Here is a 21,510-nt window from a genome sequence, read left to right on the forward strand (position 1 = left end):
CTATCCCCACTGGTGTTAGTTGGATCATTCGGGGAGGGAAAGCAAAAGGTAACGTCTCATTTCATGTTTTGATGCGGGAACCTTACGGACAGTTACACCGGGATGATAGTAAAAAAAGTCTAATCCTCCGAGGAATTAGACTTTTAGTGGTACGTAATCACGCCTGTTTATGGGTACTATTTTCTAAATGGAAGCGGGCCCTCACTCCACTATTTAACAAAATACCCTCGTTTTGAAGTGCGATGCGGTTTCTCATTCCGCTATTTGCCATTTTATTAACCTTTTATACCACTTTTAGACTGATTAGCGGAATCACGAACCGCTTACACCCGGATTAAAGCTATTTTCCTTGAATTAGCGGAACCACAAACCGGTTCATCTTACAATCCGGTCCCGCATTCCGTTATTTAACAAGGTACCCCATTTCAAGGTGCGACTAGGTCTTTATTTCGCCTTTCTTCATCTTACCTATTACGTCGTAGTGTATCGTTATTGCGTCCAAGCAACATTCTTTTAGAAATCAGCCTACATCACTTACTTTCAATCCATTCTTTACTTGGCACCTCATCAATGGCGTATTTTCCTTCATGATGATTTACCATTAAACCTCGAACTTTTACATAGGAAGGTACGAATAGGTGATGACGAATGATCGAAACACTCTTTTCGATTTGTTCACTGGCATTTCCTTCCCCATTGAGCCACTCCCCGACAGTATCAAAAGGGAATTTTGGTATGCAATTTTTAAAAACATAATCCAATGTTTGTATCCCATCTTTCATGGAATCAAGCTGCCTTTGTAGATGAACGGAAGCAGTGCTGTTTTCACTTTTCCCAACAACAAAAATGTCCTCTACATTGTACTGTTCCATAGCAATAATAATCGATCTCATGATTTCTCCATAAGGATGTGTGAGGATAGGACCATAGGTTTGTATCGTCAACATGTTTTCAGGTTTCACATTCGTCACTTCTTGAAGATTTAGCTCCAACCCGTTTTCCATGTTTGTTAAAAATATTGCCTTTTTACCAAAATCCATAAAGTACACTCCTTCGCTATGTTTAAAAGTCCTCGGTTGAATGAAAATTAGGTGCAATTACCAATTAATCCAGCGTCCATCCGGGTCAATACTAGCAAGACGAACCCAACCATTTTGAACTTTTTCTTTAAATGCAGAATCAATACTTAATAGCCGTTTTATATTTTCTGTCGGTGCTTGAATCACAATAAGCAAACGAAGAGGAGCATGATATGCCTCATGATCGGATTGCATGACAGATTGCCAAGGTAGCCCGGCTAACAGATCACTTGCATTTCCCTGCATTACCCCAAGACCTGCTGTAACGGTTTGTGTTGCTTTATTTCCACTCCCATAATAATGAGGTGCTACCGTTGAAGCGTAATATTGTAGATTAATCCATTGGCTCACCGTTCCTGGTCCGGCAATGATGTTAGCTAGGAGGTCACCACTTTCACCTTGTTTCCAATCATAGTTATGAAGGAAGGCTCTCCCTTCCAAGTCACAATGCTCGGTTAGTTCACGTTGGCCAATAATAAAAGAGGCATTACGAGCTAATCCCCATTCAGGACGGATCTCACTCCAATCTTCTGCAAATCGGTGTGCCTCAGCCTGTGGATTTTTTAGGTTCGATTGGACATTCGGTAATTGGCCTAGACGCTCTTCATTTGCATTTCGGCTAACGTTTGGCATAACAGCTTCGATCCGATCAAATGCTTCTTGAGCTGCTTCTGTAAGTTCAGGAACATAAACCCACTCTAATTCATCCACCGTTGTGTTATGCTCAGCGGCTGCGAAAACAGTATCCTCTGGGATTTCAATTCCTTCAGAAGAAAGCCCTTGTCTTACTTCTGGCAGGTTACATAAAGTAGCTAAAACTCTTGCATTGAATCCACCAGCTGCTCCACCACAGGCACCACATTCAAGAGAGGCTGCATAAGGATTGTTAATACTTTGACTCCCATGTCCGCATATGACGACTAATGGGGCGAATTTGTTTAATCCCATCAATTTCAATGCTTGGTGCGCATAATTGACTTTTTCTTGTTCAGAAAAACCAACCGGTAACTCCCCGTCTGTATGGTGCACATCATGTAGCGTTAGTTTTGTATCCGGTTTGTGCAACCACGTCTTACGAAGGTTACGAATGAAACGATCTGCCTTTCTTGGCACAAAGCTACGTGCTACCATTTGCAAACTAAGCCAAGGTCCGCTCAGCTCAGGTAAAAGTAAGCTCGCTAGTACATTCTGTTTCATCTTTTTAAATGTATAGCTTATCGAATGAACCGTCTGCTTCCGTTGTTGGTAGGATGTTAATTCCGTTTCATCGGCGAATTCCTTTATTTTGTGCTGTGGCTTTAAGATGACCGGTAAGGAAGCATGACTGTGATTACTTCCTAGTTCACTAGTTGCAATCGGTACTCCAAAGAAACCAGCAATCCCGATCGTTTCAAACGGTCCTTCTTGTTCAAGTTGACGACGAAAAGGCTCTGATCGTACATCAATACAAAATGCTAATTGAGCTAATGCCGATTTTTCACTGTTAGTCTCCTGTTGTTTAGAAATAAGTTGCTGCCTTAATTGATAGGCATGTGTTTGTTCCCAAGCTTCTAACCAAATTTTCCTACGTGTCATCTCATCAAAGCTGTAGGCAAATGATAAATAATTGTTTTGTTCAGCAGCCGACATTTGGTCCCATTCCTCCATGGTAAGCTCTCCCCAGTGGATCCAAGCTGCTAAAAGAGGAGTGATCGAAACTTTTTTCTCTGATAACTGATGTGGCAATGGAAGGGAAGGCTTTAGGAGCGCCCACTCCATCGAAATTCGAACTGCTAAATATTCTGTTAAGAGTGTATCTGCACCGTTCGATTGTTGGGAATGCCAAAGCATCATTCCTGCCCACCCAGGTAAAGAAAGCAGATGACCTTCCAGATAAGCCTGGATTTGTGACCCTGAAATATTTAGTGCAGATAATGCTTGTTTTAAACCGTTGTGTGCATCTTGTGGCCAATCTTTTAGTCGTTGGCGCTGCTTTTTACTAAGTGATGGATCATATGGAATAAGACGCTGCCATGCACGATAAAAACCTTCGTCACGGTTTGGCATCGACCAACCTGCCTGGGAGTCATCAAGAAATAATTTACACCACTTGATAACATGATAATCAAGAATTGCACTCAATCTTTCACCATCTTCATTCTCTACATGCGAACTTAATGGCATGGAAAATTTCTCGATTCGATCCGGATAAAGCCCACTAATTTCCTTTCCTACTTTTTCCAATTCATCTGATGCTAACAGGTCGGAAGGTAGTGGCTCTAGTGTTAGGGCAGCACGACAAAATCGCTCCGCAACATCCCGTGGGATATGAAACGAATGGGTATCAAGCCAACGTTCTAGCCCTTTTTTCACAAAGTCTTCATCAATCTCCCCTTTCTTCTTTGCCGAAAGGATCATGGAAGTACTTGGGTATAGATCCACATCATTCGTATGTTTTAACCTTTTGGCAACTTGATCAAAAGGTTGGTTTTCAAGTCCCATCCACGGATGACGTGCTGCAAACGTAGAAATAGGCCAAAGAGGTGCAATCACCCGGCTAGCAGATTCAACGAACACGTTTATATCACTTTCTTGAAAATCATGATTGAGATCTTTGTTTTTCACATTTTCTTTTGTTAATACAGATGTTAGGCCCATTGATGAATTACCTCCTTATGATCAAAATTGTTTCAGGTAGTTTGGATGACTTTCTACTGACTTTGTTTTTGCTTCCCCTAACCGGACTAACCAAAGATAGAAAACAGCGAAGGAAGCAGAAGAAGAAGAACGATTATGCGCAACCCACCTACCGATCGCACTACCAAATACTAAGAGACATATGACAATAATGACAACGGACATCGGAGGTTGAACACTATGATATGCAGTTGTATACAACCACTCATAGAAAAGGTTATGAATGATAACATAAACGGCTGCCACTCCTCCTATAAAGGATAAGCCAATCATTCGATTCATCTTCCCCTCTCCAAAAGCTACGAGCTGTGTCCAAGCAACGGACAAGGACCATCCTAAGATTAGCGCACTAATCCACTGATACCCATCTCCAGGAGCCATGAACAAATAAGTCCCACCTACAAGGATACCTAAAGCCCGACCAGCTAGGATGCCTAAATAGGATGATTTCTCCTTAACGCGAGGCAATGCTTCGTAACGACGTACTGCCGAACCAGCTTGCAGGAACAGGGTAGCCTTGAACAAACCATGTAGTAGAAGGTGAATAATGGCTGGTATATATGCACCTAATGCACACTGAATGAGCATAAATCCCATTTGTCCAATCGTGGAACCTACTAACTGACGTTTATAGTCAACCTGGACTAAACTAATTCCAGAGCCTATTAATACAGAAATACTTGCCAGAATTAGTAACACAATCGAAGCTAGACCACCATCAAAAAGGGGCGAAAGTCTAGTTAGCATAATCCCACCTGCATTTACTAACCCTGCGTGCATAATCGCAGAAACAGGTGTCGGAGCAACAACAGATTCAATTAACCACCTTTGGAAAGGCCACTGTGCTGCTGGAATGATTACCGCTAGTACAATCAATAAATTAATCCCTGTTCTCTCCCATGCTTCAAATTGGGCTAGATTTTCATTTGTTAGAGCGAACGATAACTGCCATTGACCTGTGATTTGATTAAGCCAAATCATCGCAAATAATAATGAAAACCAACTCAAGGCAAATAGGATCCCGGTAATCTTAGCTGCATGACTCGCTACTTTCCATCCACTGTTTAATCTGATCAGCATGGTTAAACCGACTAGCGTTGCTCCCCAAGTGATCACCATCAAGCGAAGGTCACCACTTAACCATACAATCGAAGCAGCACCTGTAATGAATGTGAATAGCGCGAAATACTTACGATAAGCGCGATCCCCCATCAAGTAACGAACAGAAAATCGTTGAATGATTAAACCGATTAAAAGGACAAAGAAAGCCATTAGCCAAGCTAAGGTATCTAGGTACCAAGGACCAACCACTTCATTCACACTCGTATTAACGAGAGCAACTAGAGAAACCAACGGCGGTAACGCAGCGATCGCAATATGAATGCGAACATAACTCAATGGTACCCGCGGAGATAAAAACAAGAGACCACTTAACGCAGCAGTTATAAGTGCAATAAAAAATAAAGTAATCATTGGTGATGATAATAGTGAAACGAACATAGTTATTCTCCCTTCTGGAGCGTTTTAAAAGTATCTTTTAAGCCAAGTATTCTGGTCGATTTAACAAGATTTTTTTCTAATAAAAAAACCGACAACTTCAAGGTTCAATGATTATATAAAAATCACTGAACCCTGAAAATTGCCGGTTTCATTTCAACTAACTTTAACGAAGTTTTTTGAAAAGCTACCTTTTTTAGGTCATAGAATATATGTCTATTATTCACTTCTAAGTAAAAAGCCAGCAGCTCTCATTCTATACACTAGAATATAAAGTTTACCGATGGATTTTCCTTCTTATATGGTTCATGCTTTTTCATTCAGTCAATATTAGGAAAATATTAACAGAATGCTAAAGCCCATATCGGTTAGAAGTTAACATAAACAATTGTCAGTTATTAAGTTACTATATAAGATATAACTAATTTAGGAAATTGTCAAGATGTGGGTAATGGAGAATGGAGTTGGTCACCTCATGCGGATAAATCTGCAGTCCTTGAGTGCATTCGTCTATACAGCTACTCAGAAAATTTTACATAAAATTCAAACAATTAATTTTTAATGCACGCCCCCCATTAGTTGGACAGCTAGAAATTTTAAAAACAGTAAGCATAGAAGTGAACCTCCTATACTTGCTGTTAGTTATTTGATTGAATTGTTAATTCCTCATTATTTTAACATTTCCTTCAATTATTGAAACAATCTAATCCAATGATACCAAGCAATGAGCTAATTAGATCCATTAACCATTATGTTCTTATTCAACAAAAAAACTTTCTCCAATTTCTTAAGAATAGCTTCATATGTAATACTCTCTCTATCAAGATCGTGATTATGTAATGCACCTATATGTCGTTTCCATTCAGAACTATGTACAAAAATAATTTTAAAGGTTCGCGCAACAGAAGGCTTTAACAATCCAGTCTCCTTCCATTATTCAATAACAACATTAAATTTATTTCTTGGTTGCTGACTAGTTAATGATAGTAACTGAAAAATCATATAACCAGTGTTTACGCCGACTGATGCTAATAAATATTTTCGCTATTATCTAACCTATCCATGAGTTTGTCTAATTTTTTTGAAATTCTTATAAGTAATACGATGATATGAATGAAAAAACCAATTACAATTCCAACTATTGGTGCGAAAATTCCAGCAAAAAAAATTGCGATTATGGTTGGTAATATGTATCCAAGAGCTATCATACTATTTTCCTCCTTTAAATTCATGAAAACTTAAACACTCTAATGCAAATATCTACAAAAGAAGCATTACCGTTCTTGCGGTAATGCATTCTTTACTTTAAGTTAAAAAAATCACAAGAAATTTCTTTGTTTATTGTATAGAATTTCATCCAGAGAATTATATGCAATATAAGAAACATCACTTAATTCTCTCTCTACAACCGTATAATAAATTCTTGTTCCTTTATTAGTTGTAAATCTATTTAGTGTTCTTTCATTATTCACTTCACTTGATTTATAAGCTATGTCATCTATTTCTTCATCCATCACAATTCCCATTAAACAATAATAAAGGACATCACCGTCAACAATTATAGGAACTTCCGAAGTACTAAAGCCTTCCACATTATCATTAACTGAAAATAACCGCCCCGAACTGTCATCTAATCTCCATCCAAATATACCTTTATAAGCAAAATTAAAGCTAATTTCTCCCTTTTTCTCCTCCATAAAAACCATGGCTGTTTTGCTGTCCAGCATTTCAGTTAGAAAAATATTATCCCACCCATTTTTTTCAACTGTCTCCTCAATAGAAGAAGAAAATATTCCAGTCCAATTTATGATAAATAAGATAAATAGTATAAATATAAATAGCTTTACTCTTCGCATATGACTCCCCTTATGTATATTAACTTGCTATGTAGTATTGTACTTTTATCAAAAATAACGATCCTTTGTTAGATTAACGCCTTTGTTTGTTGAACAAGCAATTTTATTAAAAAGTTGCTTATTTCACCTCTGACTCAATGGTTGTAAATATCCTTGAATAAACATCTTTTATATTGGTTTCATTTTCAGTATCATTGTATAATCCATAGCCCCAATAATTAAAAGTATCTTTTTCTTCACTTATAATACCTGTTGCATATGTTTGGTCTTCCATATTAGGGGCTTCTTCATAGGTCATATCATCATATATAAATGGGATATATGATTTCTTTGATTCAATGAAGAAGACAGGTATTTTCAATTCCTTATACTCTTGTGCAAATTTGTTTTCCCCAGCTTGATCCAGATAGTGTTTCATAATGAAAACAGCATCGTACTCATTAGAAACCTTTGCAACATTTGATTCTAACTCGGTTAACGTTATGCTCTTAAAATTCACATTCTCCTCACGTACTTCAGGTATTTTACCTATTACACCAATAATCAAATCACTCCCTTCGTAAATAGGGGAGTCAACCTCATCTTCTGCTTTGCACCCCACTAATAGTGAGAATAAAATTAAGAATCCTGTAAAAAAATATTTACTATTCATTGAAAAACCCCTTTTATTCAAGTCCTAATTTATATAGCTAACTTCATCTACATAACTGCTTCAGCTGAATCCTTCTTGAGAATTAGAACCCGTTTATAGAAAATGTTTAATGATTTGAGGCAAAACCGAATTTAATTCCTTTTATTAACCAAACAATTGCTGAAACAACTAACGGCAATACGATACTCCATGAACTTAAAGAAACAGAAGAATGATATAATCCCGAAAAAACAATATCCGTAATCATTGTTAATACGAGTGTCACTAATGGCGCTAACCACCACTTGTTTGTTTTTAAATATACTATAAGTGCAGGTACAATCGTGATGATAGGGACTATGATTAACTGCCATATAAAACCGTCAATTACAAAGTCGCCCATGTAAAACCCCTCCTTCAAAATATGTATCCCGTTTGTCTAAGAGTAGTGTTATGATTTTACTTGTTTTTAATTTCTTCTAATAAAGAAATTACCTTTTCATTTTGCTCTATTATCGTATCGTTTTGTTTTCTAAGTCTCGTAAAGTCGAATAAAAATACTATTAAAATTACTGCGATAAAAATAAGCATTCCGTTCACCTCGTATACTTTTTTGCACTTAATATTGTCTCAAAAATAATACTTAATTAACTTTTTCTCCCTTTAACAAAATAAATGCTGTATCTCTTATTCCAGATATGCATTCCGTTTGTTTAATAAGGTTTTATTATTGTCCAACCTTTACTGGTCCAGTTTCAATTAACCATTTATCAATGGCTTTAACTGAGAAATAGAACTCATTCCCAATCTTTATATATGGAATGAGGCTTTTTGTTACATCTTCACTAATAAGTAATTGAGTTTCCTCATCTGTAATTCCAAGATAGTCTCCTAATTCCGATTGCGTTAATAATGGTTCTTTTTTTGTCGTTTCCGTATAATTTTTTTCATTAACCATTTGCTCTCCATTATTATGTAATCCACTTGAAATTAACCAGCTGCCAATGACAATAGCAATCGCTAATGAGAAAATTGACATAGCAATTAAATTATTTTTCATTTTGAAATCCCCTTCAAATTCTGTACGATAAGTTCCGCACTCATGACTAATTGTTGAAGTAGCAATTGCCTTGTTCCGCTATCGGCCCAGTTACTTGATAGTTTAAAAAATTTGTTTCTCTTCCATTTTTATTCTTCTTTGTTTTATTCCTTCAGTTTCCTCTCGTGTTGAAAGAAATTCCTCAACCTCTTCTATATCTGAAGATTTGAAAACGAACTGCTCCGAATCAAAAACAACAAATACAGGAAATTCATCAAAATCTAAAGTTTTAACATAATCATCATTTTCCCCAGGATATGACCAAAGATATGAACCGTAATAGAGTGTACTCAAACTCTTATCACTTAATAATTCATTGAAGTCCACATCATAGTAGTCTTGAACTTCTTGAAATCCCCCAAATTTTTTATCTTCTCCAGCAACAGCGTATAACATATAGAAATCAGCGTGCGGAGAGATGACATCATTCAAATTTTCTTTCTCTGACATGTTATTGCAACCCATCATCACAAAAACTAATAACAAACCTATTAAAAATTGTCTCAATTCCAAAATCCCTTCTCCTACATTTAGCTCCGCAATCTAACAGCTGTTAACGGAATAAGTTTATAGCTTTTATTAACTTGTTTTCTAAAAGTAGTAGGCCAATAGCTTATTGACTTTTATCTATTCTTAATAGCACTTATTTCTTTTTCTAAACTTTCAACTCTGCTTTTCAAATCCTGTTTAGTTTCCTTTCTAGAACGGACATATTTTGTAAATAATACGATTCCAACTACTGCCGCAATTAAAATTACAATATTGGCTAGAAGAACTAATACAGGTAAAATCTGTTCAAATGTCACTAATGAGTCCCCCTTATTTAAATCCTTTAAAATAATACAAAAAAGATTCAGTTTTGCATTCGTCACTTATTTATTAACCTGCCTCTTCACTTTAAGTACAGTTACTCAGAATCAATCTTATCATAAAATTCCAACAATTTATTTAAAAAGAGAGGTTCGTCTCTAATAACTTAACGTTCCCCTTGTTGTGGTAATGTAATGCTCCTTTTACTTTAGGTACACTACCTCACAGACATCAGTGCTTAAAAAATAACATCATAGCATTTATCCCGAGCCATGATGTTAATCTTTAAAAGCATTACTAATTTTGGATTAATTCTAATTTTCCTTAATCAATGATAAACTGTTCATTCATTAATATATCTAGTCCTATTAGTCCAATGATTCCCCAATCATCTAAATTTCCAAAGTCTAACTTCATATCTGAGATTTCATAATTGCCTAGCTTGATAAACTCAACTGGTTTACGAAAAGAATAATCCTCATCGCCAATTCCTTAAGAGCTTACAAGAGGATCTCCATTTTCAAAGTATATGCCTATCTCATCAACAATATCAGATGAAATAACCAAATAACATCTGTAATGATATTTAGATTAATTTGTAGTTACTATTTTATATAAATTTCAACATTGTCCTTATATTTAATTAAAAGGTTATCGTACAGCTCATTTAGTTTATTTTGATACTCCGCGTCGTCTAATTGATTTGGTGTTCCTAATTCATTTTCTATATATTTTTTAGTGTATTCTCGTCTTTTTGTTGTTTTTTCAATATAAAATTCGGCATAGTCTTCTGGAGACATATCAAGTTTGTCTGCTTGTTTTTTATAAAAATTGAGTATTGGGTTTTCTTTTCCTTTTGGAGGTTCAGCGGGAAAGATGTATCCCTCTAAGGCTTCATCTACCTTGTCTGAAATGTCAATCTGCCTTTTCATTGCTTCTTGAACCATAATTTCTTCTTTAACATAATTTCGTACGATTAGTTTTAAATTTCCATCTTCTATACTATGTAGTGACTTAATTTCACCTACAGTAATTTCCTTGTTATTCACAATTGCAGCAGATTCATCGTTACTGTATTTGTCTTGATTACATCCAGCTAAAAACAGAATAGCTACTATGAAAATTAAGAATAATAACTTCTTGATATTCCCACCACCAATCATAAAAATACTTTCTACTTTTCAACAATCCAGTCCATTACTTCAACAAGAAAAGGCGAATACCCTTGTTCAGCATTCGCCACCTAAGTATAAAAAAGATTATCTTGATTGTTGAAGATCATTTTATTTTTCACTTTAAATCAACGGTCAGTCAGAATAAATACATTTTTTAAAATTGCTTTATTTTTTGTTAGTAAGCCAAGACTGTTATAAGAGCCTATTTTTCATAGGACAAAAAACATTCACTAAACCCATTGAATATTAAGTATAGAGACTATATTTTATTGGAGGAGATTAAATGTATCATCAACAATATTATCAGCCGATGCAACAATATAATACACTCGCATGGCATGAAACATTAGAGCTACACGAATTAGTAGCATTTTCGTCAATAGGCTTGATGAAACTAAAAAATGCTTTGGTTGAGATTCAATGTCCAACTCTAAAATCTATATATATACAAACTATTAAAGAATTAGAGATGAATATAAAAGAGTTATTACAATTTTATCCTTCAACTCCTCGTAATGAGGATGATACTAGAGAAATGGATAAAGCTTTTTATGCTGGAGATCTTTTAGCATTCTCTAAAACTGCTGTAAGAAATTACGCTGTTGCCATTACAGAAACTGCAACACCTGAATTAAGAAACGTATTAGCGAAACAAATACAACTAGCAATTAATTGCCATGCAAGAATCTTTAATTATATGTATGAGAGAAGTTATTACCCTTCATATAATTTACCTAAACTTTTAAATAATGATGTTAACCTCGCCCAAAAAGCTTTATCTATGTAATTTTAGTTTTTTTCAACCGAGGTTAAGTATTCATTATCTATGCAGTATCAAAAGAGAGTGGAACGGTACATCCTCACCCCACTCTCTTTTATACGATACCGATTTTTTTCACTTACATGCTATTTTCCAGGACTGTTTCTCAACTAATTTTATCATACAATTCTAACAATTTAATTAGAAAGAGAGGAACGTCACCAATAATTTGACGTTCCTCTTGTTGTGGTAATGCACCCGTTTATGAAATAAGCTAAAGGCTATTTTTTATATCTTTTTACAAATTGTATAAACCAATATAATGCTACCCAAGGCAGTATATAACGAGTTACCCATTCAAAAAAATTGATAATAATAGCGATACCATCATAATTTAATAAATTTAGAACAATAAAAATTAAAACTAATCCAATTGTACCGTACAATGAATATTTCATAAAAACCCCTTCCCACTTCAATGTCTACTTCTTCCAAAATCCTACTCATTACTTCAACAAGAACAGGCGAATATCCTTATTATACAATCGCAATCCGTTAGCGAAAGAGTCATCTCAAAATACTTTTTTAAACTTTATTTCAATGTACATCTATTACCTTTCCATTTTCATCAATCAATTCATACTCGATATTAGCAGCATTTGAATAACTATCCCCGATTGGAATGAGAAATACGTCTCCTTCCAATGACGCATTATAATTTTTAACGCTATTATTATTTGTTAGTTTCACGATTACCTCTTTTATGTTTTCAGGGCTATTGACCTTTCCATTCAAATACTTATCTCCTGTATCAACATGAGTAAATTCCTGTACTCTAACTGGAGGTTCTGCTTTTCCTAAAGCCATTGAAACTTCTCCATTTCCTTCTTCTCGCTTATATTTATCATTTTTGATTTCATACGGAATTATAAGAACTCTGTCAGCTTGTTCATTGTCATCATGTTTACTTAGTGATACGGCAATTTCCTCTTTAGGTCTGTCTATTAAAATCTCATGTGTCCAATCACTTTCCACGGCATTTAAGGCTGCTTCTAACGATGAATAATATTCTTTAGATTCTTGTGATTCACACGCTGATAACACTAATAAGATAATTATAAAGAGTATCATTACGGATAATAGTTGGTTACTTTTCACTGTATCACTCCTTTTCAATAAGACTAAGGTAATAATGGCTTATCGCGTGCGCTATCCTGCTCCTTTACTTAATGCGGGCAATGCCAAAAAATAACATCACAGTCCTTGGTAAGACCTTACTATTTCTGATGTTGCTATCAATCATTAAAAATTAAGTTAATTTCTCTTTCAAACTCATATATCCCCTCTTGCATTTGTTCAATCACACGGATCCAATCTTTGTTGTGGATCGTGCCTTCACGGTATGTATCAAAATATTCATCCTTCGTTGGGGGTGTTTGTTCACCTTTAACTACTCCATATTGTGTATCGACCATATTAGATTTAGGAATGTGTATACCTTTTATGTTTTCTGCCAATGCATCAACCCAAACGTCATTAACTTTTTTCATCATAGTAAACTGTTCTAGCTTTTCATCTGTCAGCTCAATCACTTCCACTTCTTCATCCTCTGGTGTCATTCGTCTGATAAAATAATGAAAGTCACTCGCTAAATACACTGGATAAGGGTGAATATTATAATCAGATGTGTCTATTTTATTAAACGAACGTGCCATGTCTACCATCTTACCACCGTGTTTTCTCATTTGTTCATACTTATCTTTCATGTTTTCTAATTGTGTCATTGTTATTTCTTCTTCTGCTATAACTTCATCTAACATATAACCATTAATGATGGTTGATGAAGAAAATTTCGACATATGATTCAACAATTCCAACGAAAGATAATCTTCATAATTTTTATTTTCCAAATACTGTATCGTAGAAAAAATAACGATCACTACTACTGCGATAAGCATACCAATTGTTTTTTTATGTTTCATTTAACCACCTTCCCACTGAGAAAAGTATTGAAAAACCAGTATTTGATAAAGGGAATTACAGCTACTCAGAATGAGCTTATCATAAAATTCCAACAATTGAGTTAAAAAGAGAGGAACGCCTCCAATAATTTGATGTTCCTCTTGTTGTGGTAATTCAGCCGTTAATTTAAGTTAAGTTCTTCACAAGTTCAAACATATTAAAATAGAAACCTACTATAAGCTACTATTAGAATTACTTCCAGAAGTTTTATTTTATTATTACTTGCATGTTCTCAAAATCTATAATTAAGTTAGACTTCGTCATAAAATCGACTCCTAGAATACCATTAAATCCATATGTTTCTTTTGTGATGCTTAGCTGTAGTTAAAATGAATCCATTCTATAGTGCATCTATTTCTAAATCATATACAGTTTGTTCTTAGCAAAGTTCACTTTCGCCACCAACACCGTACATTCTTTTAGGTCTACCATTTTTACGGTCTATGGTAAGTCCCACTCCTTCCACTTCATCAGTATCAAAAATGGTTGTTGAGCCCCCTGTATCCAAAAGAACATTTTCCAAAAATATTGTATTACCTTTATATACAAGAGAAACAGAGACTATTGGCAAACCTTCCTGCATACTAATTTTCATTGGAGTCGTCTCCTAACCCCTATAAATTTTTGTTCCTCAACTTCAAGTGTTTCAATGTCAGTATGGAAAATATAATATTCACGTGAGGGTTCGGCTAGATGTAGCTTTTTGTATTCTTTCCATGCAGTTGTTGAATCGGGGAAGTTTGAAATAACTGATAGTTCGTCAGGATATCGAATGGAATTGTCTGAGTATGCAGAGATGGCTTCTACTAGGACCCACTGCTCTGGAAATTGTTTACGAACCTGTTCCCATTTCATTTTTATGGCACCTCCATTGATTCTTTATAGCAAGTATATCACCTTTTATTTAATAGAGATAATCTCTTGGTCTGAAACACTTCCATTACTTTATATATAATTCCTACCACTCTTATTGAATGTTAGTATTTATGTATCCTAAATTATCAGATATACTTTTAAATACATCTATCAATTCTTTAATTTGTTAGCCGATCAATACCAAACTTACAGCAATTACTAATAAAATTATAACTTTTGAATAATTCCTTGCTTCCCATGTTAATCCTCTTATTTATAATTGGGTTTATTCCGTTCTACTGCCACTTTAACACAATAAGGGCTTTATCCCTTGTACCAGATAAGCATCCCAATAGTTTAAGTACACTTTTTCACAAAGCCTATTTTAATTTAATGTCTTCTTTGTAAATTCTTCATTGCTAAAGTTTTCTAATATATTCTCTGTTCTAGTTGCCTTTCTGACCTTTCCGTCCTCAAAATATTCAACAATTACTTTTCTTCGGTCTTCAAATAAGTAGTCAATTGTTATTCCCTTAATACCACCAAATTCAGTTTCTGTTATTTGTAGTATCTTACTGTTTTCAGGAACAAACTTTTCAAAAGGTTTTATGTCATATGTTTTTACATTTGCACTAATTACTTTATTTGGTCTAAGTTTATCCGCTAAACTAAACACATCTTTATACATGCTTTTTTCATTACTAATATCGACAAGTTCCTTTTCATCTTCTGTTAATTCTTCATTCTGATTGGTTGTGGCATTAGTACAACCAAATAATATTAAGATAAGAAGAAATATAATACTTACCAATATATTTTTTCTCACTATACCATCCTTTCATTATTTTTGCTTAGGGAAATAATTTCTTTCTAGTCCTTGTTGTAGCATTCTGCCATTTAGCTCAAGAGCGATTGCTTTATTGCTATCGCTTCCGTTAGCATAATAAACATTTTCTTATTTTAGACTTATTGTTTCTCCAATTAAAATTTGTTTTACAATGGGAAATTCCCCAGATAATATTCCTTCTATCGTTTCCTCTGTCATTTCAGCACCATCTTTACTAACTGCAATAACTGCTACTGCAGATGTATTACTATTAGCTGGTAATTTTCCTATTACATTTTTACTAATAAGTGCGTCTTGTATATATGAAGGAAAAACGAATGTGTAATAGTAATCTTCATCCGAATAATTGCTAATTTCGTAATCTAGTTCCAGTTGAAATTCTTTTTCCGATTCAGTTACTTTACTTTCAGATTTTGTTACCTCATAGGCTTTATCTTCACTGCAAGCAGTTAGTACAATACAAATTAAAAGAATTAGTGAAAATAAAATATTCCTCTTTGCAAGTTACTCCCCTCCACAAATCTTTTATGAAACTTTTATATTTCAAAAAAACAGATATTTTCTAGTAATGCACCCTATAGCGGAAGATGCAATGCCTAATATTGAACTTTAACAATAGCTCTTTTTGTATAGTTTCATTTATTTTAATTTGTACGTTCAATGGTATCTAAATAATGATTATCTATAACCGCCATTTGGGTTGTTTTATTTGATACAACAAATTCCAAATGCACTAATTGTTTCTGTTTCACCTTTTTTAGTATTGGGTGTAAAGAAATGTACTTAAAAAATAATAGCTAGTAAACACAAAACAAATAAAATTATTGCTAAAATAAACTGCATAACAGCACGTTGTATATCTTCCTCTTGTTCAGCCTTCTTAATTTTTTTAATGTATTTTTTGAACTGTGAAAAAAATGTAATTAATAAGAAAATTAAGAAAAATATTTCGAAATTAGTCAATTAATTCACACTCTCCATTCAATATCGCTACTAGTTAATTCGGATTTCCAATTATTGTTGAACTGACCTCGTGTTAGCTGTTGATCGCCTTGTTCAACTCTTTGCATCCGTTACTTTAAGTATGTTAGTTCCCATACAATGAAAATTAAAGTTCTAAATTTTGAATTGTTCTGTTCAAATTTTCAGGGTCTTTATAATAACCTTCGTGAATTTTTCCAATTTGTTCAAACCTTTGATGTAATTCAGATATTTTACTAATGTTTTGAGGGGAATTTATATCCATCTCTATAAGTTCTTCTACATCTACGCTATCAATATATTCTTTGAGTTCTGTGAAATCAACACGACTATCCTCATACTTAAATGCCAAGTAATTCACCCACGTCTTAGCACCTCTGATATAAGTGGACGCGCGATGCACCTCATCCAAAAATACCTCTTTATTGTCTTGATTATCTAAGGCATCTTCTAAATATTCTGAAGTACCTCGGGAGTGTTGAAAGAAATAATACCCAGCTTCCACAATACTTCTACCTTCCTTTTGAATATCTCTAATCTCATCGTCAACAAACACACCAGCAAAGACAACAGTAATTAGTATAAAAAATTTTATGACCCTACTTTTCTTCCACATAAGTAACTCCACCTTTGGATTAGACCGATGATTTTATAATAACAATCTACTCTACCAATTTTATTTTCACCACAGTTCTACTCTTTTTTGATATAACCTGCTCCGATGGCAAAATAAGCGTTCATCTTTGTTCCCAAAACGCTACCTTTAGTTCAATATCAGCTAATCTATATCCTTTTTTAACTTGATTTCCCTGTATATAGAAATCGCAAAATAACAAGAAAGTAAAGCAAAGGTTACATACTTTGAAGAGTTATAATAGGCTAAATCATAGCCATTGAAATAACAATAAGCGATAAAGCTAACATGAAGTATTCCAACAATAAGAAATAACTTTTCGAAGAATTTTAATACTTTCATAGCAACCCCCTTTTTTGGATAAGCACCCTAGCTAATTTATTCTTTCATCAGATAGTCGATAAAACTCCCTGCAATCATTCCCATAAATACATTTAGTATTGGAAAAGGTTCAATTTGTTGTGAAAATATTACTCCGATAACTCCAAATATAATTGTGTTTTTAACTTTCGAAATTGGTGTAATAAAAGGAATTACTCTTAAACTTTCAAACATAAAAGGTGCAAAGTAAAGCGACACAATCGCAAGAATTAACAAAATAAACAACAAATCCATAAAATCCCCCTCCCTTAGACATCTTAGTTGTACAATATTACGACTATTCATTCTGCCATTTACTACAGTAAAAAGAGCACATCTCCTCTTTCCCGTTTGTTTAAGTGTAACCTTTTACATACATAGCGGAGTATCTCTTCAAGTGTTGACATCAACTTTTTATCAGTTTTATATACTACACCGCTTCTCTCACCTAATGGCGGTACCAAATAGGTAGCTTCTTTATCTTTTACAAACCGACCAAGACAAATCATCATTTGCAAAGTTGCGTCTTATTATGAGATGTAATAGTTTAATAATGAATCATATTCTATTTCATCCAAAAAACTTATTAAAATAAATTGAAATTAAAGACCAGTTAGGCAAGTATAATAAAAACGGCATTAGTAAATAAAAAATTGTATTGATATCAAATCTGAATTTCTTAGGTAATATAAATAAAACAATCAAAAAATACGCTGGGAAAATCATAAATGAAACAAGCCGACTATTCATTAAGAGGTCTTTAGGGTCTGTTCCCACCAAAACCATCACAAAGAGAAAACAATATTCTAATAATAGAAATAATCCAACAGACCACCAAAACCACTTTGGTTGCGCCCAATTTGTATCAGGCAAAAAACTCCCCCTCCTGATTATCTTCTGCTCACCTACCATAGTAATTCATGTCACATTATCTTCTTCAACTAATGCCACCGTTAGCATAATAAACAAAATAATATTTCATGAATTAAATTTCTTACTATTACTGGTGTTGTTTAAATTGTTTTAATGGAACTAAAACAATAGCTTCTACTTGACCAACAAAATCATCATCTCTTTTATATAACACAGAAAATGTAACTGCGTAAGTTGTCTGGTCCAAATCTAATATTTCATCATTTACTTTCTCTAACTTCCCATTTTTTAACAAATAAAAATCAATAGGATAACTAAAATCATTCCCTAGATTTTGAAATTCATCACTGTCTTCCCTACTTTTTTTATTAGTATTTAGAACTATCTTTTCTCCCTTATCATATATATCATTAATTCTAACCCCATATTTATCTCCTTTAGGTAGAACGGCAAATACTGAATCCCAAGGCAACTGTTCAATAGTTACTAAAGCATCTAAGATGGTTCCATTTCGATCATCTTTTTCTGTTACCTTATCAATCTTAGAAACATTTAAATTGTTACCAGCACCCTTTCCTGCTTGGTATATATCGTAAATGCCCTTTTTATTTTTTATAGCCATTTCCCAAATGAAATTTTCAATCTTACTGTCAGACGATAAATAAAACCTCATTGTTCCTCCCCAATGTGTTACAAAATGTAATAGTTCGGGGTCCTCTATTTCTAAATTATTTAGTAGTGATTCACTCATCTTCTCACCAGAAAATTCTTGAACTCTTTCACTCATTTCAATTGTGATTGTGTCCTTGGCTTTCATAGTGACGCTAAAAATTACAGCTATTACTAACAATACACCTATTAAAGTAAAAACAAACTTTTTATTCATGTTCTCTCACCACCGTTAACAAACTTCTATCAATAACCAAATCGAAACAGAAAGCCTTCTTGAAGTATTGCCCCTGTTTGATTAAGTGTAATGATTAACACATATTAGCACCAGCATTTTAAAAGCACATCCACATTTGATTATGAATATAAGAGTTACCTGAGTCTATATTATAAACTTTCGTATTCAATAGGTTTCGGTTTATTTAATTTTCTAAGTCTAAAATTCTCAAATTGAACTTTTATGCTTAATAATAATTCACTAATTCCCAAAATAAAAATCACCCATATACCTGTTTCAACAATAAAATTTTGAACCCTATTTTGCATATTTATATTAGTCGCTACTATGAATGTAAATGTATAGAACATGCCGAAAGTAAATACCCTACTCCATTGTGATACATCATATATTAAAATTCCTTTACTAACCCCATAACTTTTTATACGACTAATTAACCTTATAGTTTCGATCAGTTCAACTGATAAAAATATAATTAATGTAAAAAACCAAATAAATATAATTATTTGGTGGTTTATACTGCTTGAAAATAAACATGCTAGCCCAGTAATCGAGGTAGCACCATGGATGATGCAATTTGTATTTTTCCAATCATCTTTGATCGAAAACGAATTAAAATTGCGTAAATAACGGTCCATAATCAAATAAGCTGCTATGACATAAAAGCAGATCCCCATTGTAATCATTGAAACATTAACCCATTTGGGTACTTCGTTATATACAGTATTCATTAGTAGAACGATTGATTGTGTGCTAACAGTCGTTAAAAATATAACACCATGAACCTCTTTTTTTAGGTTCTGCCTGCTTATATCACGTAGTGCAACAAAACAAACGCCAATATACATTAACCAAAATACAAAATTAATGAATAATAGGATTTGTGAAACAATAGCCAATTCCAAAAACTGTCGATGAACTAAAATACCACATATTGATGTTCCTGCTATCCATGTACCTATTCCAAACCTATTAATGGGGTTGTTAAGGTGAATTTCTGTAAACTTTCTTTTAGTACAAGAAATTAAGTAAGATGTGGCAAATGCCATCCATAAAGCTAAGTTGATTGTACATAGGGTCTTAGTGTATTCCTCAATATTATTTGACCCGAAATAGTTGCTAATTACCCCTTGTGTTATTATACCTAATGCCATTACAGTAGCCATAGAGGATGTTTTAATATACATTTTATTTACAATTACAAAACCTAGAACAAATGAGTAAGTTAAAAAAAATAAAGCAATATACAACAAATTAATCACCATCAATTGCATTAATAATTTAAAATTATAACATTCTTAGCAATGAAAGTTCGCTTTTAACACCTTGTAATAATATAAGTATTTTTTCTCTTTGTTCCTCTTCTTTTCTTAGGGATTTGTGATATAACGTTTATTGACCAACTAACTAGAAAGCACCCCAACAAAAAATGTCGGGGCGCTACAGAAAGCTAATGCAGTTTTTCAGGGTTTGGTGTGGACTTACTTTGATTGATTTCCTCAAATAGATTTGGGTTAAAATTGATTGAGGGTTGCTCAGGAGGAAAAGAGTATCCTAACTGGGACATAAGCTTTTTAAATTCACCAACAGTCAGTGGTTCAGCATCTGGTATCAACTCATAACCTAGCTGCCCATTAGGCTCTATAGTTGCTGTTTTTACATCCGAGATTTTTTTAACGCCGGATTGTCGTAATTGCATTTCCAACTTATCTACTGTCATACGTAGCTTTCTTAATGTATCAACTTGAAGTTGTCCATTTTGTATTACGATCTTTGATTTTCCTGTGATGAGTTTCTCAATAAAATTTATTTTCATTGTTAAATATTCCATTGCCATAAGAAACAAAATAAAAATACCGGAAGCGACAATAGTATTAAAAACATTTTGGTTAACGACTGGTTGTATAATGATTGACCCTACTGAAATCAAAACTACAGTGGTAGCTATTGTAAGTTGAGAAACTGACTTTCTTCCTACAAACCTCAATAATAAAAAGCCTACTGTGACCATTATTATTGCTTTCCAAATAATATTTACATCCATAATATACCTCCTAACATTCTAAAGTTATTATTACAAGTAACTACTGTTCTATTCAAAAGTCTTACCCCCTTTATCATTCAGCATATCCGATACCTATAGTAAAAGGAAACAAAACAGAGCATAGAAACTTATTTAAGTTTTACTAATACTAATATGAGTTCAAATTCAGTATTAAAGGCACCATAAAAGTAGTACATAATAATTTATAAAAAATAATGTGCTATCAAAGAGAGAATATATGATAGTAATTGTACAATCTCGGATAAGCCGACTTCACCTAGCTTCATACACATTCTGACTACTACCATTACGTGCATGTAGGAGGATTAGATAACTCGTTTCAGTCCAACATGACGGCTTTCATTCCGAGTTTTGATTAATCAGTTGTAATTGCTTTTTAGCAA

24 protein-coding genes are annotated in these 21,510 nt (G+C 33.8%); 1 reads left to right on the forward strand and 23 read right to left on the reverse strand.

The window, feature by feature from the left end; genetic code table 11:
- Nucleotides 1-530: 530 nt before the first annotated feature.
- The 11 genes from FCI53_RS12600 to FCI53_RS12650 all read right to left on the reverse strand — a co-directional run bounded on the left by FCI53_RS12600 (nt 531) and on the right by FCI53_RS12650 (nt 10,811).
- Nucleotides 531-1,040, reverse strand: coding sequence for a carbonic anhydrase (locus tag FCI53_RS12600; protein WP_138419411.1), 510 nt, complete (start codon nt 1,038-1,040; stop codon nt 531-533).
- Between the two features lie 57 nt (nt 1,041-1,097).
- Nucleotides 1,098-3,716 carry a DUF2309 domain-containing protein gene (locus FCI53_RS12605; RefSeq protein ID WP_138419413.1) on the reverse strand — a complete coding sequence of 873 codons (2,619 nt, stop codon included), beginning with the start codon at nt 3,714-3,716 and terminating at the stop codon, nt 1,098-1,100.
- Between the two features lie 21 nt (nt 3,717-3,737).
- The gene (locus FCI53_RS12610) at nt 3,738-5,255 is read right to left on the reverse strand and encodes an NADH dehydrogenase subunit 5 (protein ID WP_138419415.1); all 1,518 of its coding nucleotides are present in this window, start codon (nt 5,253-5,255) and stop codon (nt 3,738-3,740) included.
- Between the two features lie 1,025 nt (nt 5,256-6,280).
- The gene (locus FCI53_RS12615; RefSeq protein ID WP_138419417.1) at nt 6,281-6,460 is read right to left on the reverse strand and encodes a hypothetical protein; all 180 of its coding nucleotides are present in this window, start codon (nt 6,458-6,460) and stop codon (nt 6,281-6,283) included.
- 111 nt (nt 6,461-6,571) lie between these two features.
- Nucleotides 6,572-7,108: a hypothetical protein gene (locus tag FCI53_RS12620; RefSeq protein WP_138419419.1), complete on the reverse strand. Its 537-nt coding sequence runs from the start codon at nt 7,106-7,108 to the stop codon at nt 6,572-6,574.
- Nucleotides 7,109-7,226: 118 nt separating this feature from the next.
- Nucleotides 7,227-7,760, reverse strand: a complete 534-nt coding sequence (locus FCI53_RS12625) for a hypothetical protein (protein ID WP_138419421.1) — start codon at nt 7,758-7,760, stop codon at nt 7,227-7,229.
- 106 nt (nt 7,761-7,866) lie between these two features.
- Nucleotides 7,867-8,142, reverse strand: coding sequence for a hypothetical protein (locus FCI53_RS12630; RefSeq protein ID WP_138419423.1), 276 nt, complete (start codon nt 8,140-8,142; stop codon nt 7,867-7,869).
- Between the two features lie 324 nt (nt 8,143-8,466).
- Nucleotides 8,467-8,799, reverse strand: a complete 333-nt coding sequence (locus tag FCI53_RS12635; protein WP_138419425.1) for a MerR family transcriptional regulator — start codon at nt 8,797-8,799, stop codon at nt 8,467-8,469.
- Between the two features lie 102 nt (nt 8,800-8,901).
- A complete protein-coding gene (locus FCI53_RS12640) occupies nt 8,902-9,351 on the reverse strand; it encodes a hypothetical protein (protein ID WP_138419427.1) in 450 nt (149 codons plus the stop codon).
- A 110-nt stretch (nt 9,352-9,461) separates the two neighbouring features.
- Nucleotides 9,462-9,644: a DUF5320 domain-containing protein gene (locus FCI53_RS12645; protein ID WP_138419430.1), complete on the reverse strand. Its 183-nt coding sequence runs from the start codon at nt 9,642-9,644 to the stop codon at nt 9,462-9,464.
- Between the two features lie 609 nt (nt 9,645-10,253).
- Nucleotides 10,254-10,811: a hypothetical protein gene (locus tag FCI53_RS12650; RefSeq protein ID WP_138419432.1), complete on the reverse strand. Its 558-nt coding sequence runs from the start codon at nt 10,809-10,811 to the stop codon at nt 10,254-10,256.
- Nucleotides 10,812-11,133: 322 nt separating this feature from the next.
- On the opposite strand from FCI53_RS12650, the gene FCI53_RS12655 reads away from it, so the two are divergent.
- Nucleotides 11,134-11,610, forward strand: coding sequence for a spore coat protein (locus tag FCI53_RS12655; RefSeq protein WP_138419456.1), 477 nt, complete (start codon nt 11,134-11,136; stop codon nt 11,608-11,610).
- Nucleotides 11,611-12,180: 570 nt separating this feature from the next.
- Here FCI53_RS12655 and FCI53_RS12660 read toward each other — a convergent pair.
- The 12 genes from FCI53_RS12660 to FCI53_RS12715 form a co-directional block, all read right to left on the reverse strand.
- Nucleotides 12,181-12,741, reverse strand: a complete 561-nt coding sequence (locus FCI53_RS12660; RefSeq protein WP_138419433.1) for a hypothetical protein — start codon at nt 12,739-12,741, stop codon at nt 12,181-12,183.
- A 137-nt stretch (nt 12,742-12,878) separates the two neighbouring features.
- Nucleotides 12,879-13,565: a hypothetical protein gene (locus tag FCI53_RS12665; RefSeq protein ID WP_138419434.1), complete on the reverse strand. Its 687-nt coding sequence runs from the start codon at nt 13,563-13,565 to the stop codon at nt 12,879-12,881.
- A 419-nt stretch (nt 13,566-13,984) separates the two neighbouring features.
- A complete protein-coding gene (locus FCI53_RS21905) occupies nt 13,985-14,200 on the reverse strand; it encodes a hypothetical protein (RefSeq protein WP_246050098.1) in 216 nt (71 codons plus the stop codon).
- On the reverse strand, nt 14,197-14,460 hold the full coding sequence (locus FCI53_RS12675) for a hypothetical protein (protein ID WP_138419435.1): 264 nt from the start codon (nt 14,458-14,460) through the stop codon (nt 14,197-14,199). Before FCI53_RS12675 ends, FCI53_RS21905 begins: the two co-directional genes overlap by 4 nt.
- A 385-nt stretch (nt 14,461-14,845) precedes the next feature.
- A complete protein-coding gene (locus tag FCI53_RS12680; RefSeq protein ID WP_138419436.1) occupies nt 14,846-15,271 on the reverse strand; it encodes a hypothetical protein in 426 nt (141 codons plus the stop codon).
- 1,144 nt (nt 15,272-16,415) lie between these two features.
- Nucleotides 16,416-16,904, reverse strand: coding sequence for a hypothetical protein (locus FCI53_RS12685; protein WP_138419437.1), 489 nt, complete (start codon nt 16,902-16,904; stop codon nt 16,416-16,418).
- A 162-nt stretch (nt 16,905-17,066) separates the two neighbouring features.
- Nucleotides 17,067-17,264, reverse strand: a complete 198-nt coding sequence (locus tag FCI53_RS12690) for a hypothetical protein (RefSeq protein WP_138419438.1) — start codon at nt 17,262-17,264, stop codon at nt 17,067-17,069.
- Between the two features lie 36 nt (nt 17,265-17,300).
- Entirely contained in the window at nt 17,301-17,537 is a 237-nt protein-coding gene (locus FCI53_RS12695) for a hypothetical protein (RefSeq protein WP_138419439.1), read from the reverse strand.
- 315 nt (nt 17,538-17,852) lie between these two features.
- Nucleotides 17,853-18,155, reverse strand: coding sequence for a hypothetical protein (locus FCI53_RS12700; protein ID WP_138419440.1), 303 nt, complete (start codon nt 18,153-18,155; stop codon nt 17,853-17,855).
- A 127-nt stretch (nt 18,156-18,282) separates the two neighbouring features.
- Nucleotides 18,283-19,041 (reverse strand): hypothetical protein, encoded by a 759-nt coding sequence (locus tag FCI53_RS12705; RefSeq protein ID WP_138419441.1) that lies wholly within the window; start codon nt 19,039-19,041, stop codon nt 18,283-18,285.
- A gap of 170 nt (nt 19,042-19,211) precedes the next feature.
- Nucleotides 19,212-20,312, reverse strand: a complete 1,101-nt coding sequence (locus FCI53_RS12710; protein WP_138419442.1) for a TDT family transporter — start codon at nt 20,310-20,312, stop codon at nt 19,212-19,214.
- Nucleotides 20,313-20,512: 200 nt separating this feature from the next.
- Nucleotides 20,513-21,106, reverse strand: a complete 594-nt coding sequence (locus FCI53_RS12715; protein WP_138419443.1) for a DUF421 domain-containing protein — start codon at nt 21,104-21,106, stop codon at nt 20,513-20,515.
- Nucleotides 21,107-21,510: the final 404 nt, after the last annotated feature.

This window comes from Aquibacillus sediminis, from assembly GCF_005870085.1.
Classification (GTDB): domain Bacteria; phylum Bacillota; class Bacilli; order Bacillales; family Amphibacillaceae; genus Aquibacillus_E; species Aquibacillus_E sediminis.